Source organism: Microbacterium sp. (assembly GCF_011620665.1).
Classification (GTDB): domain Bacteria; phylum Actinomycetota; class Actinomycetes; order Actinomycetales; family Microbacteriaceae; genus Microbacterium.
In genome coordinates, this window is sequence record NZ_WOYQ01000006.1 from 37,202 (window position 1) to 55,170 (window position 17,969).

At 68.0% G+C, this 17,969-nt stretch carries 17 protein-coding genes; 4 read left to right on the forward strand and 13 right to left on the reverse strand.

The window, feature by feature from the left end; translation table 11 throughout:
• Positions 1-21: 21 nt before the first annotated feature.
• From ribH to ribD, 4 genes are read right to left on the reverse strand one after another with little or no spacing between them, the layout of a single operon-like run.
• Positions 22-495: a 6,7-dimethyl-8-ribityllumazine synthase gene (gene ribH / locus QZV81_RS01220; protein ID WP_292831275.1), complete on the reverse strand. Its 474-nt coding sequence runs from the start codon at positions 493-495 to the stop codon at positions 22-24.
• The gene (gene ribA / locus QZV81_RS01225) at positions 492-1,757 is read right to left on the reverse strand and encodes a GTP cyclohydrolase II (RefSeq protein ID WP_292831277.1); all 1,266 of its coding nucleotides are present in this window, start codon (positions 1,755-1,757) and stop codon (positions 492-494) included. The genes ribH and ribA overlap by 4 nt, the downstream gene beginning before the upstream one ends.
• Positions 1,754-2,386 (reverse strand): riboflavin synthase, encoded by a 633-nt coding sequence (locus QZV81_RS01230; RefSeq protein ID WP_292831278.1) that lies wholly within the window; start codon positions 2,384-2,386, stop codon positions 1,754-1,756. The genes ribA and QZV81_RS01230 overlap by 4 nt, the downstream gene beginning before the upstream one ends.
• On the reverse strand, positions 2,387-3,418 hold the full coding sequence (gene ribD, locus QZV81_RS01235; RefSeq protein ID WP_292831279.1) for a bifunctional diaminohydroxyphosphoribosylaminopyrimidine deaminase/5-amino-6-(5-phosphoribosylamino)uracil reductase RibD: 1,032 nt from the start codon (positions 3,416-3,418) through the stop codon (positions 2,387-2,389). It abuts the gene before it with no gap.
• A 368-nt stretch (positions 3,419-3,786) separates the two neighbouring features.
• On the opposite strand from ribD, the gene QZV81_RS01240 reads away from it, so the two are divergent.
• Positions 3,787-5,505, forward strand: a complete 1,719-nt coding sequence (locus QZV81_RS01240) for a glycerol-3-phosphate dehydrogenase/oxidase (RefSeq protein ID WP_292831280.1) — start codon at positions 3,787-3,789, stop codon at positions 5,503-5,505.
• A gap of 34 nt (positions 5,506-5,539) precedes the next feature.
• On the forward strand, positions 5,540-7,075 hold the full coding sequence (gene glpK / locus QZV81_RS01245) for a glycerol kinase GlpK (protein ID WP_292831281.1): 1,536 nt from the start codon (positions 5,540-5,542) through the stop codon (positions 7,073-7,075).
• A 48-nt stretch (positions 7,076-7,123) separates the two neighbouring features.
• Here glpK and QZV81_RS01250 read toward each other — a convergent pair whose 3' ends face one another.
• From QZV81_RS01250 to sdhC, 9 genes are read right to left on the reverse strand one after another with little or no spacing between them, the layout of a single operon-like run.
• Positions 7,124-7,987, reverse strand: a complete 864-nt coding sequence (locus QZV81_RS01250) for a DNA-formamidopyrimidine glycosylase family protein (protein ID WP_292831282.1) — start codon at positions 7,985-7,987, stop codon at positions 7,124-7,126.
• Positions 7,988-8,018: 31 nt separating this feature from the next.
• On the reverse strand, positions 8,019-8,585 hold the full coding sequence (locus QZV81_RS01255) for a GNAT family protein (protein ID WP_292831283.1): 567 nt from the start codon (positions 8,583-8,585) through the stop codon (positions 8,019-8,021).
• A 41-nt stretch (positions 8,586-8,626) separates the two neighbouring features.
• Positions 8,627-9,631, reverse strand: coding sequence for a tryptophan--tRNA ligase (gene trpS / locus QZV81_RS01260; RefSeq protein WP_292831284.1), 1,005 nt, complete (start codon positions 9,629-9,631; stop codon positions 8,627-8,629).
• A 42-nt stretch (positions 9,632-9,673) separates the two neighbouring features.
• The gene (locus QZV81_RS01265; protein ID WP_292831285.1) at positions 9,674-10,507 is read right to left on the reverse strand and encodes an exodeoxyribonuclease III; all 834 of its coding nucleotides are present in this window, start codon (positions 10,505-10,507) and stop codon (positions 9,674-9,676) included.
• A gap of 29 nt (positions 10,508-10,536) precedes the next feature.
• Entirely contained in the window at positions 10,537-11,727 is a 1,191-nt protein-coding gene (locus QZV81_RS01270; RefSeq protein WP_292831286.1) for a YihY/virulence factor BrkB family protein, read from the reverse strand.
• Positions 11,728-11,771: 44 nt separating this feature from the next.
• Entirely contained in the window at positions 11,772-12,539 is a 768-nt protein-coding gene (locus tag QZV81_RS01275; protein WP_292831289.1) for a succinate dehydrogenase iron-sulfur subunit, read from the reverse strand.
• A complete protein-coding gene (gene sdhA / locus QZV81_RS01280; RefSeq protein ID WP_292831292.1) occupies positions 12,539-14,362 on the reverse strand; it encodes a succinate dehydrogenase flavoprotein subunit in 1,824 nt (607 codons plus the stop codon). Before sdhA ends, QZV81_RS01275 begins: the two co-directional genes overlap by 1 nt.
• A gap of 41 nt (positions 14,363-14,403) precedes the next feature.
• A complete protein-coding gene (locus QZV81_RS01285; protein WP_292831295.1) occupies positions 14,404-14,865 on the reverse strand; it encodes a succinate dehydrogenase hydrophobic membrane anchor subunit in 462 nt (153 codons plus the stop codon).
• Positions 14,865-15,299: a succinate dehydrogenase, cytochrome b556 subunit gene (sdhC, locus tag QZV81_RS01290; RefSeq protein ID WP_292831298.1), complete on the reverse strand. Its 435-nt coding sequence runs from the start codon at positions 15,297-15,299 to the stop codon at positions 14,865-14,867. Before sdhC ends, QZV81_RS01285 begins: the two co-directional genes overlap by 1 nt.
• Before the next feature lie 217 nt (positions 15,300-15,516).
• Between sdhC and QZV81_RS01295 the strand changes: the two genes are divergently transcribed.
• Together QZV81_RS01295 and QZV81_RS01300 are read left to right on the forward strand one after the other, a co-directional pair.
• Positions 15,517-16,632: a mannose-1-phosphate guanylyltransferase gene (locus tag QZV81_RS01295; protein ID WP_292831301.1), complete on the forward strand. Its 1,116-nt coding sequence runs from the start codon at positions 15,517-15,519 to the stop codon at positions 16,630-16,632.
• 169 nt (positions 16,633-16,801) lie between these two features.
• Positions 16,802-17,947: a BMP family ABC transporter substrate-binding protein gene (locus QZV81_RS01300; RefSeq protein ID WP_292831304.1), complete on the forward strand. Its 1,146-nt coding sequence runs from the start codon at positions 16,802-16,804 to the stop codon at positions 17,945-17,947.
• Positions 17,948-17,969: the final 22 nt, after the last annotated feature.

The window sequence follows — 17,969 nt, forward strand, 5'->3', positions numbered from 1 at the left end:
CCTCAGACTAGCTGAAGGGGCTCAGGCGCGCAGGCGGCGCAAGAGGAGTGCGGTGCGCAGCGCCGCCTCGGCGGCCTCGGCACCCTTGTCCTCGAGCGAACCCGGAAGCCCCGCCCGCTCGAGCCCCTGCTGCTCGTCATCCAGGGTCAGCAGCCCGAAGCCGACGGGCTTGCCGCAGTCGAGTGCAACCCGGGTGAGTCCATCCGTAGCTGCGGCCGACACATACTCGAAGTGCGGAGTGCCGCCTCGGATGATGACGCCGAGCGCCACGACGGCATCCGCCCCGGCATCCAGGACCGCCCTGCTCACGACGGGGAGCTCGAACGAACCGGCGACGCGTTCCAGACGCCATGAGGCTCCGGATGCCTCGAGCACCCGCTCAGCACCGGCGATCAGCCCGTTGCTGATGACCTGGTGCCACTGGCCGGCGACGATCACGACGTTCAGGCCCGTCGCGTCGACGAGCTGGGTGTCGGGTGCGCCGTGCCCGCTCACACCGGCTCCTCTCTGACGCTCAGGGCCCCGTCAAGCAGCGCGCCATCGATGAGGTGCCCCATACGGTCGCGCTTCGTCGCCAGGTACTCATGGTTGCTCGCGCCGATCCCGACGAGCAGCGGCACCTGTTCGACGACATCGATCCCCCGATCGCGCAGCTGAGTGACCTTGTCGATGTTGTTGGTGAGGAGGCGGATCTTCGTGATCCCGAGATCGTCGAGGATTCCGGCGGCTGCGCCGTAGTCCCGCGAATCGGCCGGAAGACCGAGGGCGAGGTTCGCGTCGACGGTGTCCAGGCCACGCTCCTGCAGGCTGTATGCGCGCAGTTTGTTGATGAGACCGATGCCGCGCCCCTCGTGCCCGCGCATGTAGATGACGACGCCGCCATGGCTCGCGATGAGGTCGAGGGCCATATCGAGCTGAGGGCCGCACTCGCACTTGAGCGAACCCAGCGCCTCGCCGGTGAGGCATTCGGAGTGCACGCGCACGAGGGGTGCGTCGTCGGTGAGGTCACCCGAGACGACCGCGACGTGGTCGGTGCCGCTGACGCGATCTTTGTACGCGAGGAAACGGAAGGGCCCGTGCGATGTCGGAACCTGGGCTTCTGCCCGCAGGCTCACCCGGCGGCGCGGCGCGTGCTCGACGGGGGAGCCCTCGCTCGAGTCCAGGTGCGCGATCAGCTGCTCGATCGTGATCACCGGGATTCCCTCGCGCTCGCCCATCGCCAGCAGGCCCGGCAGGCGCATCATCGATCCGTCCTCGGCGACGACCTCGCCGATCGCCGCGACCGGCTGCAGTCCCGCGAGTCGCATGAGCTCGACGCCCGCTTCGGTGTGGCCGGCGCGTTCCCGCACGCCGCCGTCGACGGCGCGCAGCGGCAGGACGTGTCCCGGCCGGATCACCGAGGTGGGAACGGACGCCGGATCTGCCAGCACGTTGAGGGTGTGCGATCGGTCGGCCGCGCTGATGCCCGTCGAGATGCGGTCGGCGGCATCCACACTCACGGTGTACGCGGTGCCGCGGCTGTCCTCGTTGACGGCCACCATGGGCGGCAGGTCCAGCCGATCGGCCCAGTCCGCGGGCATCGGCGCGCAGAGGAACCCGCTGGACCACCGGATCGTCCACGCGAGCCACTCGGGCGTCGCGAGCTGGGCGGACAGGATGATGTCGCCCTCGTTCTCGCGGTTCTCGTCATCGGCGACGATGACCGGCTTCCCGGCGCGGAGCGCGTCGAGGGCCTCGGGGATGGTGGAAAGACTCATCGGGAGCCTCCTTCATGGGTCGGTGCGGAAAAGGCGAGCAGGCGCTGAACGTGGCGCGCGAGGATGTCGGTCTCGAGGTTGACGGTGTCACCGATCGCACGGGCGCCCAGAGTCGTGACCTCGAGCGTCTCGGGGATGAGTGAGACCTCGAGCCACTGCGGTGTGTCGCCGGCGGTGCTGGCGTCCGAGACGGTCAGCGAGACACCGTCGATCGTGATCGATCCCTTGTCCACCACGAGCGGGGCCAGCTCCGCCGGAATCCCGATCCGGATGACGCGCCACTGCGCCCCGGGCCGGATGTCGGTGACCGTGCCGACGCCGTCGACGTGACCCTGCACGATGTGTCCGCCGAGGCGGTCGTGTGCGGCCATCGCGCGCTCGATGTTCACGCGCGTGCCGGACTCGAATGCATCCAGGCCCGACATGTCGAGCGTCTGACGCATGACATCGGCCGTGAACCAGTCCTCGCCCTGCTCGATGACCGTCAGGCACACTCCGCTGACCGCGATCGAATCCCCGCGGTGTGCATCTGAGACCGCCAGCGGAGCGCGGACGGTCACGCGCACACCGTCGCCGGAGGGCGCCACCGCGGTCACGGTTCCCTGTTCTTCGATGATTCCCGTAAACATTCAGTTCTCCTGTTCGGTGGGGGCCGGGTGGGCGAGGATCACCAGGTCCTCGCCGAGCGGGGTGACGGAGCTGACCGCCAGGCGGCGCTGCTGAACGATGGTCTCGACTCCGATGTCGGAGACGGCGACCCGCGGGCCGCCGAGCAGCGTGGGCGCGAGATAGATCAGCACATCGTCGACGAGACCCGCGCGGAGGAACGAGCTGACCACGCTCGGACCGCCCTCGATGAAGACGCGGTGCATGCCGAGCTCGCGCAGCCGATCGAGAAGGTCCGGCAGGTCTTCGCCCCCGTCCTGCATGAACGGGAGGGGATGGCGTCGCACCCGCGCGTCTTGAGGTGTCGCTCGCGTGCCGAGGATCACAGGGCGAGGCTGGTGCTCGTGAAGGCTTCCATCGGGCCGCCGGGCGGTCAGGGCCGGATCGTCGGCCAGCAGCGTGCCGGTGCCGACGACGATCGCGTCGGCGGCGCTGCGCCGCACATGCACGTCGGCGCGGGCATCCGGCCCGGTGATCCATCGGCTCGTGCCGTCGGCGGCTGCAGCGCGCCCATCGAGGGACTGCGCCCACTTGACGGTGACGTGCGGGCGTCCGAGCTCCTGCACCGAGAGCCAGGTGTCCAGCACCGCGCGCCCTTCGGCTTCCAGGACACCGGCTTCCACGTCGATCCCGGACGCACGAAGGCGCGCTGCGCCGCCCGCCGACGCATGCCCTGGATCGGCGACGGCGAAGACGACCCGCGCGACACCGGCGGCGATCAGGGCATCGGCGCACGGCCCCGTCCGTCCGGAGTGGTTGCAGGGTTCCAGGCTCACGACGGCGGTCGCTCCCCGGACGGCATGCGGCGACACCTGCGACAGCGCGTCCACTTCGGCGTGGGCCGTGCCCGCGCCCCGGTGCCACCCTTCGGCGAGTACGTCACCGGCGGGTGAGAGCAGCACGGCGCCCACTTGCGGATTGACGCCCCGGGGACCGTTCAGCGCGAGGGCGAACGCGCGACGCATCGCCTGGCGTTCACGGTCTGTCGCGACCATCGGTCTTCCTCCTGTGAGGCACCGGGTACGGTCGACACCGCAGACGTCGTGACCGACGCTGCGTGCTGCCTTCCATCCGGACTAGCGACAAGAGTTCTCGAAGAACTGTGTCGATCACCGTCGGTCCCGGAATTTCACCGGGTCGGCCCCGCGTCGAGACCAGGTCTCTGTGACGAAGGGTTCGCGGACTGTCACCGCCGGTTCGGATTCTCACCGACCCCGGAGCACGTTGAACTGCTTCAATCCTACCCAACGAGACGGCGTGGGTTTCATTCCCGAATACTGGATGAAGAGTTGCTGTCCGATCGGCCTCGACGCGCCGGGGCGTTCCGCGGCGGACGTAGCCTGGGAGAGGAGGGGGCCGGGGTATGGACACAGTGCGCACGGGGGTCGAGGAGCTGAGGGAGCGCCCGCACGCGGACGTGCTCATCATCGGGGGCGGGGTCAACGGCCTGGCCACGCTGCGCGATCTCGCACTGCAGGGTGTGGATGTGGTGCTCGTCGAGCAGAACGACTTCGTATCGGGCGCCTCGGCGGCGTCGAGCCATATGATCCACGGCGGCATCCGGTATCTCGAGAACGGCGAGTTCCGGCTCGTTCACGAGGCCGTGACGGAGCGCAACGGCCTTCTGAAGATCGCCCCGCACTACGTGCGTCCCCTTCAGACCACGATCCCGATCTACTCGACGTTCTCGGGCCTGCTCTCGGCGCCCGTGCGATTCCTGCGCCACGGCGGCGGCAAGCCGAAAGAGCGCGGTGCAGCGCTCATCAAGATCGGTCTCGTCATCTACGACTCCTTCTCGCGCGGTGGCGGGCGGGTCCCCCGCCACGCGTTCCACGGTCGCAGGCGATCTCTCGAGGAACTGCCTCAGCTCAACCCCGGGGTCAAGTACACGGCCACCTATTGGGACGCATCCCTGCAGGACCCGGAACGGCTCGCGATCGATCTCCTTCGCGATGGTCTTCGTGCGGGCGGCGCGCGGGCACGCGCGTCGAACTACACCGCGGCGATCGGGGTTCGGGACGGCCGCGTGCTTCTTCGCGGCGAGGACGGTGGGGAGTTCGCTTTCGCGGCATCCGTCATCGTCAACGCGTCGGGACCATGGACAGATCTGACCAACCGCGACCTCGGCCATCGGACGCACTACATGGGCGGAACGAAAGGGTCGCACGTCGTCCTCGATCATGAGGAGCTGTTTCTCGCGACCGGCGGACGCGAGATCTTCTTCGAGCACTCCGACGGACGGATCGTGCTGATCTACCCGCTCAAGGGCAGAGTGCTCGTCGGCACGACCGATCTCGAACACGACATGGCCGATCCGATCGTGTGCACCGAGGCGGAGGTCGACTACTTCTTCGATCTCATCTCGCACGTGTTCCCGGGCATCGCCGTGGACCGCGAGCAGATCGTCTACCGTTTCTCCGGCGTGCGGCCGTTGCCGGGGCACGGCGACGTCGCGCCCGGCTTCGTTTCGCGCGACTACCGCATCGAGGCCGAGACCTCGCCCGGGCTCGATGAGGCGACGGTGCTGAGCCTCGTCGGCGGCAAATGGACGACATTCCGTGCCTCGGCGGCCCACCTCACCGACCGCGTGCTCGATCTGCTCGCCCGCCCCCGCGTGCGCAGCACAGAGGGCATTCCCATCGGCGGCGGTCTGGGCTATCCGAAGTCCGAACGCGCGCGTCGCCAGTGGATCTCCGCGCACTCGCCGGGCATCGGATCCGACCGGGCGGCCACGCTTCTCGATCGCTACGGCACGGTGGCCTCGGGGCTGATCGACGCTCTGGGTGATGACGACGCGCCGCTGCAGTCGCTGCCCGCCTACAGTACCGGCGAGCTGAGGTACGTGGCATCCACAGAGCGTGTCGTGCACCTTGCCGATGTGCTCCTGCGTCGCACCTCGATCGCCTTCACCGGCGCGGCGACGGCGCCCGTCGCCGTCGAGATCGCCGCGGTGCTCGCGCCGGTCCTCGGGTGGGATGCCGCCGCGCAGGCGGCCGAAGTCGACGCCGCCCTGGCCGAGGTGCACGCGGCTGACCCCGCGGGCCCCCCGATCCCGGTGGGGGAGCCGATCGCAGCACGGTAGCGTGGGAGGGACGCACCTCGAAGGAGAGACCCACGTGGCAGATCATGTGATCGCGCTCGATCAGGGCACCACGTCGACGCGCGCGATCGTCTTCGACGGACGCGGGTCCATCGTCGCGACCGCGCAGCGGGAGCACGCGCAGATCTTCCCGCGCGCGGGGCGCGTCGAGCACGACCCGGCCGAGATCTGGGTGAACGCCCGGGAGGTCCTCGCCGCTGCGCTGCGGGATGCCGGGCTGCAGGCGGCCGACATCGCCGCGGTGGGCGTCACGAATCAGCGCGAGACGGTGGTCGTGTGGGACCGCCGCACGGGCGTGCCCGTGCACAATGCTCTGGTCTGGCAAGACACCCGCACGCAGCCGGCGATCGACCGCCTGATCTCCGCGCACGGCGTCGATGCGTTCGCCGTGCAGACGGGACTCCCGCTGGCGACCTACTTCTCCGCATCCAAGATCGCATGGATCCTCGACCACGTCGACGGTGCTCGGGAGCGCGCCGAGGCGGGGGAACTCCTGTTCGGAACGCCGGACACCTGGGTCGTGTGGAACCTCACCGGCGGCGCGGACGGCGGCATCCATGTCACCGACGTGACCAACGCCAGCCGTACTCTGCTGATGGACCTGCGAACCCTGGACTGGGCCGAGGAACTCCTCGATGTCTGGCGGATTCCCCGGGCCATGCTGCCCGAGATCCGCTCGTCGGCCGAGGTGGTCGGCGAGGTGAGCCGGCCCGCCGAGCTCCGGGGAGTTCCGATCGCGGCCATTCTGGGCGACCAGCAGGCGGCGACCTTCGGACAGACCGCCTTCGACGCGGGCGAGTCGAAGAACACGTATGGCACGGGCAACTTCCTGCTCGTCAGCACGGGGACCGACATCGTGCGCTCGCGCGCGGGGCTGATCACCACTGTCGCCTACCGGATCGGCGAGGAACCTGCCCGCTACGCCCTCGAGGGCTCGATCGCCGTCACCGGGTCGCTCGTGCAATGGCTGCGCGACAACCTCGGGATCATCCGCGACTCCGAAGAGATCGGGCCCCTCGCCGCTTCGGTCAGCGACAACGGCGGCGCCTACTTCGTGCCCGCGTTCTCGGGCCTGTTCGCGCCGTATTGGCGACCCGACGCGCGCGGCGCGCTCGTCGGACTCACCCGGTACGTCACGAAGGCGCACATCGCGCGCGCGGCGCTGGAGGCGACCGCGTTCCAAACCCGCGATGTGATCGAGGCGGTCGTGACCGACGCGGGACGGGAGCTCGAAGAGCTGCGCGTCGACGGCGGGATGACCCGCAACGAGGTTCTCATGCAGTTCCAAGCAGACATCCTCGGGATCCCGGTGGTGCGCCCGAAGATCGTCGAGACCACGGCGCTCGGCGCTGCGTATGCGGCCGGACTCGCGGTGGGCCTGTGGAAGGACCGGGAAGAGCTCCGCTCGCACTGGCAGGAGGACGTGCGGTTCGAGCCGCAGATGAATGCTGTGGAGGCCGGCCGCCGCTATCGCCAGTGGAAGAAGGCGGTGGGCAAGTCGATCGACTGGGTCGATGACGATGCCCGTATCCTGATGGGCACCACCGACTGACCGGGTCCGGCAGGTGCGCGGCGCTGCGTTCGGCGAGAACGCGACCGCCTACTTGAGCAGCCGGCTGAGCCTCCGGTCGGCGAGCAGCTTCCCGCCGGTCTGGCACGTCGGGCAGTACTCCAGCGACCTGTCGGCGAAGAACACCGAGCGCACCTGGTCGCCGCAGACCGGGCAGGCCTCGCCGCGGCGGCCATGGACGGCCATTCCACGTCGCTTGGCATCCTTCAGGTCGGCGGGCGGCGTGCCGGAAGCCGCCGCGACCGCCTCGGTCAGGGTACGACTCAGCGCTGCATACAGAGCATCGATGTCGTCGGCATCCAGACCCGTCGCGAGCGCATACGGTGACATGCGCGCGGCGTGGAGGATCTCATCCGAGTACGCGTTGCCGATGCCGGCGATGATCGACTGGTCGCGCAGGACGCCTTTGATCTGGGTGCGCCGGCCCGCGAGCAGACCCGCCAGGGTGTCGCGGGTGAATTCGCCGGTGAGGGGATCCGGACCCAGCCGGGCGATGGCGGGCACATCCCCGGGGTCGCGGGCCGCGTAGACAGCCAGCGACTTCCTGGTCCCGGCCTCGGTCAGATCGAATCCCGATTTGTCGTCGAAGGCGACTCGAAGTGCGATCGCGCTCTTGCCCGGGCGGATCAGGGTGCCGGGCAGCTGCTCATACCACCGGAGCCATCCCGCTCTGGCCAAGTGGAAGATGAGGTGGATGCCGGCATCCGTCATCACATCGACGAACTTGCCGTGCCGCGCGGCCGCTGTCACCGTCGACCCGACGAGCGCGTCGAGCGGCGGGTCGTAGGTCTTGAGCGCCGCGATGTTCGCGACGGTCGCCTTCGTCACCTTCAGCCCGGCTGCACGCGCCGCGAGGAAATCGACGAGGCCCTGCACCTCCGGCATCTCCGGCATGTGCACATCCTGCCACGTGGCCTGAGTACTGTCAGTCCGCCAGCACCGGCCACGGGGACGGGGCGCGGTCTTCGGTTCTCCGCAGCGCCGCGAGCCAGCAGTCGTCGCGGTCGTCGACCCCGGCGATGCCATCGCGCAGGTACCCCTCGTATCGGAAGCCGAGCGCGCGCGCCGACCGTGCCGATGCGACATTGCCGACGACGGCGCGCCACTCGATCCGGTGGAGGTCGGCCCCCTCCGGCGCGAACCCCCAGTCGAGCACGGCGCGGGCGGCTTCCGTGCTGAGCCCGCGCCGCCGTGACCACGGGGAGACCCAGTATCCGAGCTCGCCGGTTCCGGCGCCGTCGAGGCGATAGAGCCCGACCGTGCCCGCGAGAACGGCGCCCTCGCGCATCGCCCAGGTCAGGTGCACGCCGTCGTCCCATTCCGCGGCGACCCGAGGAATGAACTCCTCCGCATGCCGTCGCTCGTAGGGGGAGGGTACTGTCGTGAAGCGCTGGATGTCGGCATCCTGGCACGCCTCGTAGATCGCGTCGATGTCGCTCGCGCGCGGCGGAGAGAGCACGAGGCGCTCCGTCCGCAGGGTCACGGGTTGCATCCTCCGACCCTACTCGCGGCGCCGCCGGGGCCGCGGAGGACCTACAGCCGCCGGAGGAGCCCGATCTTGTCGTAGACGTCGGCCAGGGTCGCGTCGGCGACCTCGTCTGCACGCTCGGCGTTCGCGGCGAGCACGCGGTCGAGCTCGGCGGGGTCATCCAACAGCTCGAGAGCGCGGGCGCGGACGGGCCCGAACTCCTCGACCACGACGTCGGCCAGCCCCTTCTTGAAATCCCCGTACCCGCGGCCGGCGTACTCATCCTCGATGGCCGGCATCTGGCGACCGGTGAGCGCTGCGTAGATCACGAGCAGGTTCGAGACACCCGGCTTGTTCTCGCGGTCATAGCGCACCGTGCCGTCCGAGTCGGTCACCGCACGCATGACCTTCTTCGCCGACACGGCCGGGTCATCGAGCAGCCACAGCACGCCGGCGTCGGACTCGGCCGACTTGCTCATCTTCGCGGCCGGGTTCTGGAGGTCGTAGATGCGTGCCGTGTCTTTCTGGATCACCGGCATCGGCACCGTGAACGCCTCTCCGTAGCGCGAGTTGAAGCGCTCGGCGAGATCACGGGTCAGTTCGACGTGCTGCTTCTGGTCGTCACCCACGGGGACGATGTCGGTCTGGTACAGCAGGATGTCGGCCGCCATCAGGACCGGGTACGTGAACAGCCCCACACTGGTCGCGTCGGCGCCGTAGCGGGCGGATTTGTCTTTGAACTGCGTCATTCGGCTGGCCTCGCCGAATCCGGTGATGGTCGACAGGATCCACGCGAGCTCGGCGTGCGCACGCACGTGCGACTGGACGTACAGGGTCGATCGCGACGGCTCGATCCCCGCGGCGATGTACTGAGCGGCCGTGCGGCGGGTCTTGGCGCGAAGATCCGCCGGGTTGCTCGGCTGCGTCAGGGCGTGCAGGTCGACGACCGAGAAGAACGCCTCGTACGACTCCTGCAGGTCGCGCCACTGCATGAGCGCCCCGATGTAGTTGCCGATCTGGAGGGAGTCGGCCGAAGGCTGCATTCCGGAGTACAGGCGGGGTTTGCTCACCTGTCCAGTCTATTGAGCCGATGCGGCGCGGCCCGCCGAGCGTCAGAACGCGTAGTCGGCCACCACGGGCGCGTGATCGCTCCACCGAGTGTTCCATGACGGCGCGCGGACGACGCGATAGTCGACCACCCGCTCCGCGAGCGCCGGCGTCGCGAGGTGGTAGTCGATCCGCCATCCGGTGTCGGTGTCGAAGGCCTTGCCGCGGTTCGACCACCAGGAGTACGGTCCAGGGACGTCCCCCGCCCAGCGACGTCCCACATCCACCCAGCCGAGCCCGATTCCGGTCGTACCGTCGACGCACGCGATATCGCTCCCGGCCGGTCCGAGGAAGCGATCGAAGTAGGCGCGCTCGCGCGGGAGGAAACCGGCCTTCTTGACGTTGCCCCTCCAGTTGCGGATGTCGAGCTCCCGGTGCCCGACATTCAGGTCACCGGTGATCAGCGCGAGCTCGCCGAGGTGCTGCATCCGGGCCTCCATGGCGTCGAGAAAGGCATACTTCGCGAGCTGCTTCTCGGTGCCGTCCTCGCCGGTGAAGACGTAGGCGCTGACGACCGTCACGCGCTCGCCATCCACGTCGATGTCGGCCTCGACCCAGCGCCCCCGTGAGTCGAGCGTTCCGTCGCCGAGGTCGACCCGCCAGATGTCGATCGGCGCACGCGCCGCGATGGCGACGCCCGCGCGTCCCTTGGCCAGGGCTTCGTCGTTCACGATGTGCCACCCGGGCAGCGCTTCGACCAGATGCGTCGCCTCCGCACGAACTTCCTGCAGGCTCAGCACGTCGACGTCGGCGGCCTCGAGCCATGACGACATGCCGTTGCGGGTGGCGGCTCGAATGCCGTTGACGTTGACTGAGGCGATGCGAAGAGTCCGGGGCACCGGATCAGCCTAGGGTGCGCCCGTGACGCTCAGTCCAGCAGTCCGCGCCGCGGCGGCGGGGGAGCGGATGCCTGCACCCGCGCCAGCTCGTCCTCGGCGCGGCGCACGGCACGCTCGGCCTGAAGCCCGCGCCACCACGGTGCGGCACCTCGCGTGAGCTCCGCATCGCGGACCCGCACCCGCGCCGCGGTCAACAGGGCGGCGTGCTCGGCGGCGCGCCGTTCGCGCTCGGAAAGCTCGACAAGCGGCACGTCCTCGTCCGCTGCGCGCACCGCGACCCATGACGCAGCCACCAGGATCACGATGCCGGCCAGCCGGAACCACAGGAGGAGGCCGACGAAGACCGAGAACGTGGCCAGCAGGGGATTCGAGGGGGTGTAGAACAGCAGGAGTCCGGCGCCCACCTGCAACACGATGAGCGCCCCGCCGCCGAGCAGCGCGCCCGGCCAGATCAGCCGCCAGTGCAAGGATGTGCCGGTCAGAAAGCGGATGAGTGAGGCCAGGGCGGCCGTGTTGATCGCAAACCCGGCTGCCACCGACGCCACGCGACCGATCAGTGAGACCCACCCGGATGAGCCCGAGACGCCGAGCAGCTCGAACAGCAGTCCCACGGCACCGCTGGCGAGCCAGGCCGCGACGGCGCCGATGACCAGCGCGATACCGAAGAGCAGCGCGGCGACCAGGTCGCGTGCCTTGAGGATGACGTAGTTGCGGCGGTCGAACGACAAGCCGAAGATGTCGCGGACGGCGCGCCGCGTGAACGTGACGAAACTGATCGCCGTCCAGATCGCGACGACGAACGCCGCCGCACCGGTCACCGCCAGCACCCCGGTCGAGGCCTGGGCTATGGCGGCCACGTCGTCGTCACTGATCAGTCCCGGTTGCTCCCCGTTCCCGATCAGGCCCGGGATGTACGAATTGACGATGGCGATCAGGCCGGCGATCGCCGGTTCGCTGCCGCCGAGCCACACCCCGACGACAGCGCCGCCGAAGTAGATGACGGCGAAGATGGCGAAGAGCGACTGGTAGCTGATCGCGGCGGCCAGCAGGAATCCATTGTGCTGAAGGAAGTGGCGCCAGACCCGGATCGGAAACCAGGCGAGCGTCTTGCGCGTCAGCTCGGTCGCACGCTCGATCGGCTCGTCCCAGCGTTCACGCAGGCCGGAATGCTCCCACAGTGCGCGCCAATCCGCATCCGACTGCCTGTCGTGCTCGCTCACGGCCACAGACTATCGACTGCCGGCGACCGAGCCCTGCGGCCGAATCAACGACCGCGCAGAACCGCCTGCTTCACCTCGGCGATCGCCTTGGTCACCTCGATGCCGCGGGGGCAGGCCTCGGTGCAGTTGAAGGTCGTTCGGCAGCGCCACACGCCTTCTTTGTCATTGAGGATGTCGAGGCGCACGTCGCCCGCATCGTCGCGCGAGTCGAAGATGAAGCGGTGTGCATTGACGATCGCCGCGGGGCCGAAGTACTGGCCGTCGGTCCAGAACACGGGGCACGACGAGGTGCATGCCGCGCACAGAATGCACTTGGTCGTGTCATCGAAAATGGCGCGATCGGCGATCGACTGGACGCGCTCCTTGCCGGCTTCGGGCTTCGAGTTCGCGATCAGGAAGGGCTGCACTTCGCGGTACGACGCGAAGAACGGCTCCATGTCGACGATCAGATCCTTTTCCAGGGGCAGGCCCTTGATGGCCTCGACATAGATCGGCTTCGAGATGTCGAGGTCCTTGATCAGCGTCTTGCATGCCAGGCGGTTGCGCCCGTTGATGCGCATCGCGTCGGACCCGCAGATGCCGTGCGCGCACGAGCGGCGGAAGGAGAGCGAGCCGTCGACCTCCCATTTGATCTTGTGGAGCGCATCGAGCACGCGGTCGGTCGGGTAGAGCTCGACGTCGTAGTCGACCCAGCGCGGCTCGTCGTCGATCTCGGGATCGAAGCGGCGGATGATGAAGGTGACCAGGTAGGACTGGATGCCGGAATCCGTGCCGGCGGCTGATTCCACCGCCGAAGCGTCAACGAGGGTCATCAGTACTTCCTCTCCATCGGCGGGTAGTTGAACTCGCCCTTGTCGTTCTTGGTGAAGACGACCGGCTTCCAACCCAGCGTGATGTGATCATCGGGATCCGGCGAATGCGGGTCACCGGTGAGATAGGCCATCGTGTGCTGCATGTAGTTCTCGTCGTCGCGTGCTTCGTAGTCTTCCCGCATGTGGCCGCCGCGGCTCTCCTTGCGATTGCGGGCAGCGTAGGCGACGATCTCGGCCAGATCCAGCAGGAAGCCGAGTTCGACGGCCTCGAGCAGATCCGTGTTGAACCGCTTGCCCTTGTCATCGACGTGGATGTTCTTGTACCGCTGGCGGAGGTCGTGGATCGTGCCCATGACGTTGGTCAGCGTCTCGTGCGTGCGGAAGACCTGCGCGTTCGCATCCATCTCTTCCTGGAGCGTCTTGCGGAGGACGGCGATCCGCTCGCCGCCGGGGTTGTTGCGAAGGCCCTCGATGAGCTCGCGGACCTCTTTGGCGGGGTCCTCGGGGAGCGGGACGAGCTCGGCCGTCTGAACGTACTCGACCGCCTTGCGTCCGGATCGCTTGCCGAACACGTTGATGTCGAGCAGCGAGTTGGTCCCGAGTCGGTTGGCGCCGTGCACCGAGACACACGCGCATTCGCCGGCGGCGTAGAGGCCCGGCACGACGGTGTCGTTGTTCTGCAGCACTTCGCCGTCGGTGTTCGTCGGGATTCCGCCCATCGCGTAGTGCGCGGTCGGCATGACCGGCACGGGCTCGGTGACCGGGTCGACGCCGAGATAGGTGCGGGCGAACTCGGTGATGTCAGGGAGCTTTGTCTCGAGGACCTCCGCGCCCAGGTGCGTGCAGTCGAGGTAGACGTAGTCCTTGTTGGGGCCGGCGCCGCGGCCCTCGAGGACCTCTTTGACCATGCAGCGGGCGACGATGTCGCGGGGAGCGAGATCCTTGATCGTCGGGGCATAACGCTCCATGAATCGCTCTCCCGAGGCGTTGCGCAGAATCGCACCCTCGCCGCGGGCGCCCTCGGTCAGCAGGATGCCGAGCCCGGCGAGTCCGGTCGGGTGGAACTGGAAGAACTCGATGTCCTCGAGCGGCAGTCCCTTGCGCCAGATGATGCCGACGCCATCGCCGGTGAGAGTGTGGGCGTTGGACGTCGTCTTGTAGATCTTTCCGAAGCCGCCCGTCGCGAAGATCACGGCTTTCGAGTGGAAGACGTGCAGGTCGCCGGTCGCGAGTTCGTATGCCACGACACCGGCGATCTGGGTCTTGCCGTCGGCATCCTTCACCGTGATCAGGTCGAGAGCGTAGAACTCGTTGAAGAAGTTGATGCCCAGCTTGACGCAGTTCTGGAAGAGGGTCTGCAGGATCATGTGACCGGTGCGGTCCGCGGCGTAGCACGCTCGGCGGACGGGGGTCTTGCCGTGGTCGGCGGTGTGCCCGCCGAAGCGGCGCTGGTCGATCTTGCCTTCGGGGGTGCGGTTGAAGGGCAGGCCCATGTTCTCGAGGTCGATGACGGCGTCGATGGCTTCTTTCGCGAGGATTTCCGCGGCATCCTGGTCGACGAGGTAGTCACCGCCCTTGACGGTGTCGAAGGTGTGCCATTCCCACGAGTCCTCTTCGACGTTGGCGAGCGCCGCCGCCATGCCGCCCTGCGCCGCACCCGTGTGCGAACGCGTGGGGTAGAGCTTGGTGATCACGGCCGTCTTCGCCCCGGGGCCGGCCTCGATGGCGGCTCGCATGCCCGCGCCTCCGGCGCCGACGATGACGACGTCGAACTCGTGGTAGAACACGCCGTCCTTCAGGACGGCGTCGGGATAGTTGCTCACGTCAGGATGCCTCTTCGTCTACTCTTCGTCGCCGACCCGACTCACAGAGCCTGGCAGGCCTCCCAGAACGCACTGTCGGTGGTCACGCCGTTGCACGGGTCGAACGCGAACACGACGAGCGTGCCGAGGACGATCAGCAGGCCCGCGGCCGCGACGATCGCCCACACGAGGGTCTTGCGCACCGCTTCGCCGGTCACATAGTCGTTGACGATCGTGCGCATGCCATTGGCGCCATGGATGAGGGCCAGCCACAGCATGAGGATGTCCCACACCTGCCAGAAGGGGTTCGCGAGCTTGCCGGCCACGAAGCCCCAGTCAAGCGCGTGGATGCCCTCCCCCGCCACGAGGTTGGTGAACAGATGGCCGAAGATGAGCACCACCAGCACGACGCCGGAGATGCGCATGTAGAGCCAGCCCCACTTCTCGAGGTTGGGGCCCTTCCTCCGGATGCGGGGGTCGGTGCCCTGCGGCGACCGGGGAGCGGCCAGCGTGTCGGCGGTCATCAGTTTCCCCCTCCCGTGCTGGCGAACACGTTCATCAGGTGACGCGGCGCGAACCCCGCAAGCGTCACGGCCCACAGGCCGAGGACGCCCCACCACAGCTGACGCTGGTGGCGCGTGGCCCACGGCCACAGATCGACGGCGATGATGCGCAGGCCGTTGTAGGCGTGATAGGCGATCGCGGCCACCAGCACGAGCTCGCCGATGCCCATGATCGGGTTCTTGTAGGTGCCGATCACCGTGTCATAGGCCTCGGGCGAGAGGCGGATGAGCGCCGTGTCGAGTACGTGCACCAGTAAGAAGAAGAAGATGGCGATGCCGGTGATGCGGTGCAGAACCCACGACCACATGCCCTCTCGGCCGCGGTACAGCGTGCCGCGCGGGGTCCTGGACGTGGTTTCAGCTGCCGACGTCGTGACGCGTGCTGGTGCAGACACTTCGTCCTCCCTGGGGGTGATCGGACACCTCGATACGACGGGGGACGAATCCCCGGGGCGTTTCGGCCCTCGGCGTCGCACGCGGGCGCATCCATCATCCTATGTGTCGTCCTCGGCTGTGAGCGAGTGAGGTCGACCTAAGTTCTCCGCAGATCGAGGAACACCGGGCGCGATGCCGACTTTCGGGGAGGAAGGTGACGGGCGGTACTCTCGAGGCATGCCCCAGCCGATCGAGGACTTCTACGCCGTCATCCCCGCTGGAGGTGTGGGCAGCAGACTCTGGCCGCTCTCTCGGGCGGATGCCCCGAAGTTCCTGCACGACCTCACCGGGTCGGGTCACTCGCTGCTGCGTGACACCTGGGACCGTCTTGAACCGCTGACCGGTCCCGACCGGATCGCCGTGGTCACCGGGCGTGCCCACCGCGCGGCCGTCGAAGAGCAGCTGCCGGGCATAGCCGATCTGAATGTGATCCTCGAATCGGAGCCGCGCGATTCGGCGGCTGCGATCGGCTTGGCCGCGGCGATCCTGCACCGCCGCGAGCCGGACGTGATCATCGGCTCGTTCGCCGCCGACCACGTCATTCGCGGCACGCGCGTGTTCGAGTTCGCGGTCCGCGACGCCGTCGAGGTCGCGCGCGAGGGCTATGTCTGCACGATCGGGATCACGCCCTCGGAACCCGCGGTCGGGTTCGGGTACATCAAGCGGGGTGACGAGCTCATCGTCGACGGCGCGCGCGATGCGTCACTCGTCGAGCGCTTCGTCGAGAAGCCCGACCTCGAGACCGCGAAGCAGTACGTCGCCGATCGTGACTATCTCTGGAACGCGGGCATGTTCATCTCGCGCGCAGACGTTCTTCTCTCCGAGATCGAAGCATCCAACCCGGACATGTACGCGGGACTGATCGCGCTCGCCGAAGCGTGGGACGACCGCGATCGCCGGGGCCCCGCGGTCGATCGCATCTGGCCGACCCTCCCGAAGATCGCGATCGACTACGTCGTTGCCGAACCAGCCGCCGAGCGCGGGCGTCTGGCCGTCGTACCGGGGCACTTCGACTGGGACGACGTCGGTGACTTCGCGAGTCTCGCGAAGCTCAATTCGCACGGCCGGAAGAACGATCTCGCCATCCTCGGCGAGAACGCACGCATCCTCTCCGACGCGGCCAGCGGCATCGTCGTCAGCCACACGGACCGCGTCATCAGTCTCATCGGCGTCAAGGACATCGTCGTCGTCGACACGCCCGACGCGCTGCTGGTGACCACGAGCGAACACGCGCAGCGCGTCAAGGGCGTCGTCGACGCGCTCAAGCTCACCGGTGGCAGCGACGTCCTGTAGATCTGCTCAGCCGCAGAGTGCACAGCATGCCGGGCGCGTGACGGCTTGATTGCGTCTTTGTAACCATTCCTGCGGAGGGGCGGAAGGAGCGTGCAGATCGGGGGTCGCACTCGGTAACTTCGTCAGGTGCGTCCGCGAAATCCGCGGTCATATCAATGTGGAGGCTGCATTGACCATTTCGACCACCAAGAAGCTCGCCGGCATCACCGCGGCCGCGGGACTCATCATCGCCCTCGCCGGTTGCGGCTCCGCACCCGAGGCCACTCCCACGAGCAGCGGCGCCGCCGGTGAGATCGTGGACGGGTTCCAGCCCTGCCTGATCTCAGACGCGGGAGGCTGGAACGACAAGTCGTTCAACGAGTCCGCCAAGAACGGAATGGACAAGGCTGCCGACGAGCTGGGCATCGAGCCTCTCGAGTTCGAGTCGACCAACGACAACGACTACGCGCCCAACATCGCGACCGCGGTTTCGGAGGGCTGCAGCCTGATCATCGCCGTCGGGTTCAAGCTCGCCGCCGCGACGGTAGAGGCCGCGACCGCGAACCCCGAACTCGACTTCGCGATCATCGACGACTACGCCGACGGCACGACTGTGGACGCGGACGGCAACCCGGTGTTTGACGGCGCGCCCGATGCACCGAACATCAAGCCGCTCGTCTTCAACACGGCCGAGGCGGCGTACCTCGGCGGCTATGCCGCCGCCGCGTGGTCGGCCGAGTCGGGTGTGAACAAGGTCGGGACGTTCGGCGGAATGCAGATCCCGTCGGTCGCCGTGTTCATGGACGGCTACCAGCTCGGTGTCGAGAAGTACAACGAGGACAAGGGCGCCGACGTCCAGGTCTTCGGATGGGACACCGCCACGCAGGAAGGCGCCTTCACCGGCGGCTTCGACGCGAATGACACAGCGAAGCAGACTGCCCAGTCCGTGCTCGACCAGGGTGTGGACGTCATCCTCCCCGTCGGCGGCCCGATCTACCAGAGCGCTGCAGCGGCCATCGCCGACGGTGGCACCGATACGCTGATGCTCGGCGTCGACAGTGACCTCGCCGTCGCCGACCCGAGCGTGACCGACGTCACGCTGGTGTCGATCATGAAGGCGATCGATGTCGCCGTCTACGATGCGACGATTGCCGCCTCGACGGGTGACTTCGACCCCGCGCCGTACATCGGCACGTTGGACAACGAGGGCGTGAAGCTCTCGAGCTTCCACGACTTCGAGTCGCAGCTGCCCGACGGCCTGCTCGACGAGCTCGCCGCTCTTCAGGCGTCGATCATCGCCGGCGACATCACGGTAGAGTCGCCGAACTCCCCGTAAGGAATTCTCGCGAGAACGGGGC

Excerpts from the sequence above, each read along its gene's own strand:
- ribA (WP_292831277.1), bottom strand. The coding sequence starts at position 1,757 with ATGAGTCTTTCCACCATCCCCGAGGCCCTCGACGCGCTCCGCGCCGGG.
- QZV81_RS01230 (WP_292831278.1), bottom strand. The coding sequence starts at position 2,386 with ATGTTTACGGGAATCATCGAAGAACAGGGAACCGTGACCGCGGTGGCG.
- ribD (WP_292831279.1), bottom strand. The coding sequence starts at position 3,418 with ATGGTCGCGACAGACCGTGAACGCCAGGCGATGCGTCGCGCGTTCGCC.
- QZV81_RS01240 (WP_292831280.1), top strand. The coding sequence starts at position 3,787 with ATGGACACAGTGCGCACGGGGGTCGAGGAGCTGAGGGAGCGCCCGCAC.
- QZV81_RS01250 (WP_292831282.1), bottom strand. The coding sequence starts at position 7,987 with ATGCCGGAGATGCCGGAGGTGCAGGGCCTCGTCGATTTCCTCGCGGCG.
- QZV81_RS01255 (WP_292831283.1), bottom strand. The coding sequence starts at position 8,585 with ATGCAACCCGTGACCCTGCGGACGGAGCGCCTCGTGCTCTCTCCGCCG.
- QZV81_RS01275 (WP_292831289.1), bottom strand. The coding sequence starts at position 12,539 with ATGACCCTCGTTGACGCTTCGGCGGTGGAATCAGCCGCCGGCACGGAT.
- QZV81_RS01285 (WP_292831295.1), bottom strand. The coding sequence starts at position 14,865 with ATGACCGCCGACACGCTGGCCGCTCCCCGGTCGCCGCAGGGCACCGAC.
- QZV81_RS01295 (WP_292831301.1), top strand. The coding sequence starts at position 15,517 with ATGCCCCAGCCGATCGAGGACTTCTACGCCGTCATCCCCGCTGGAGGT.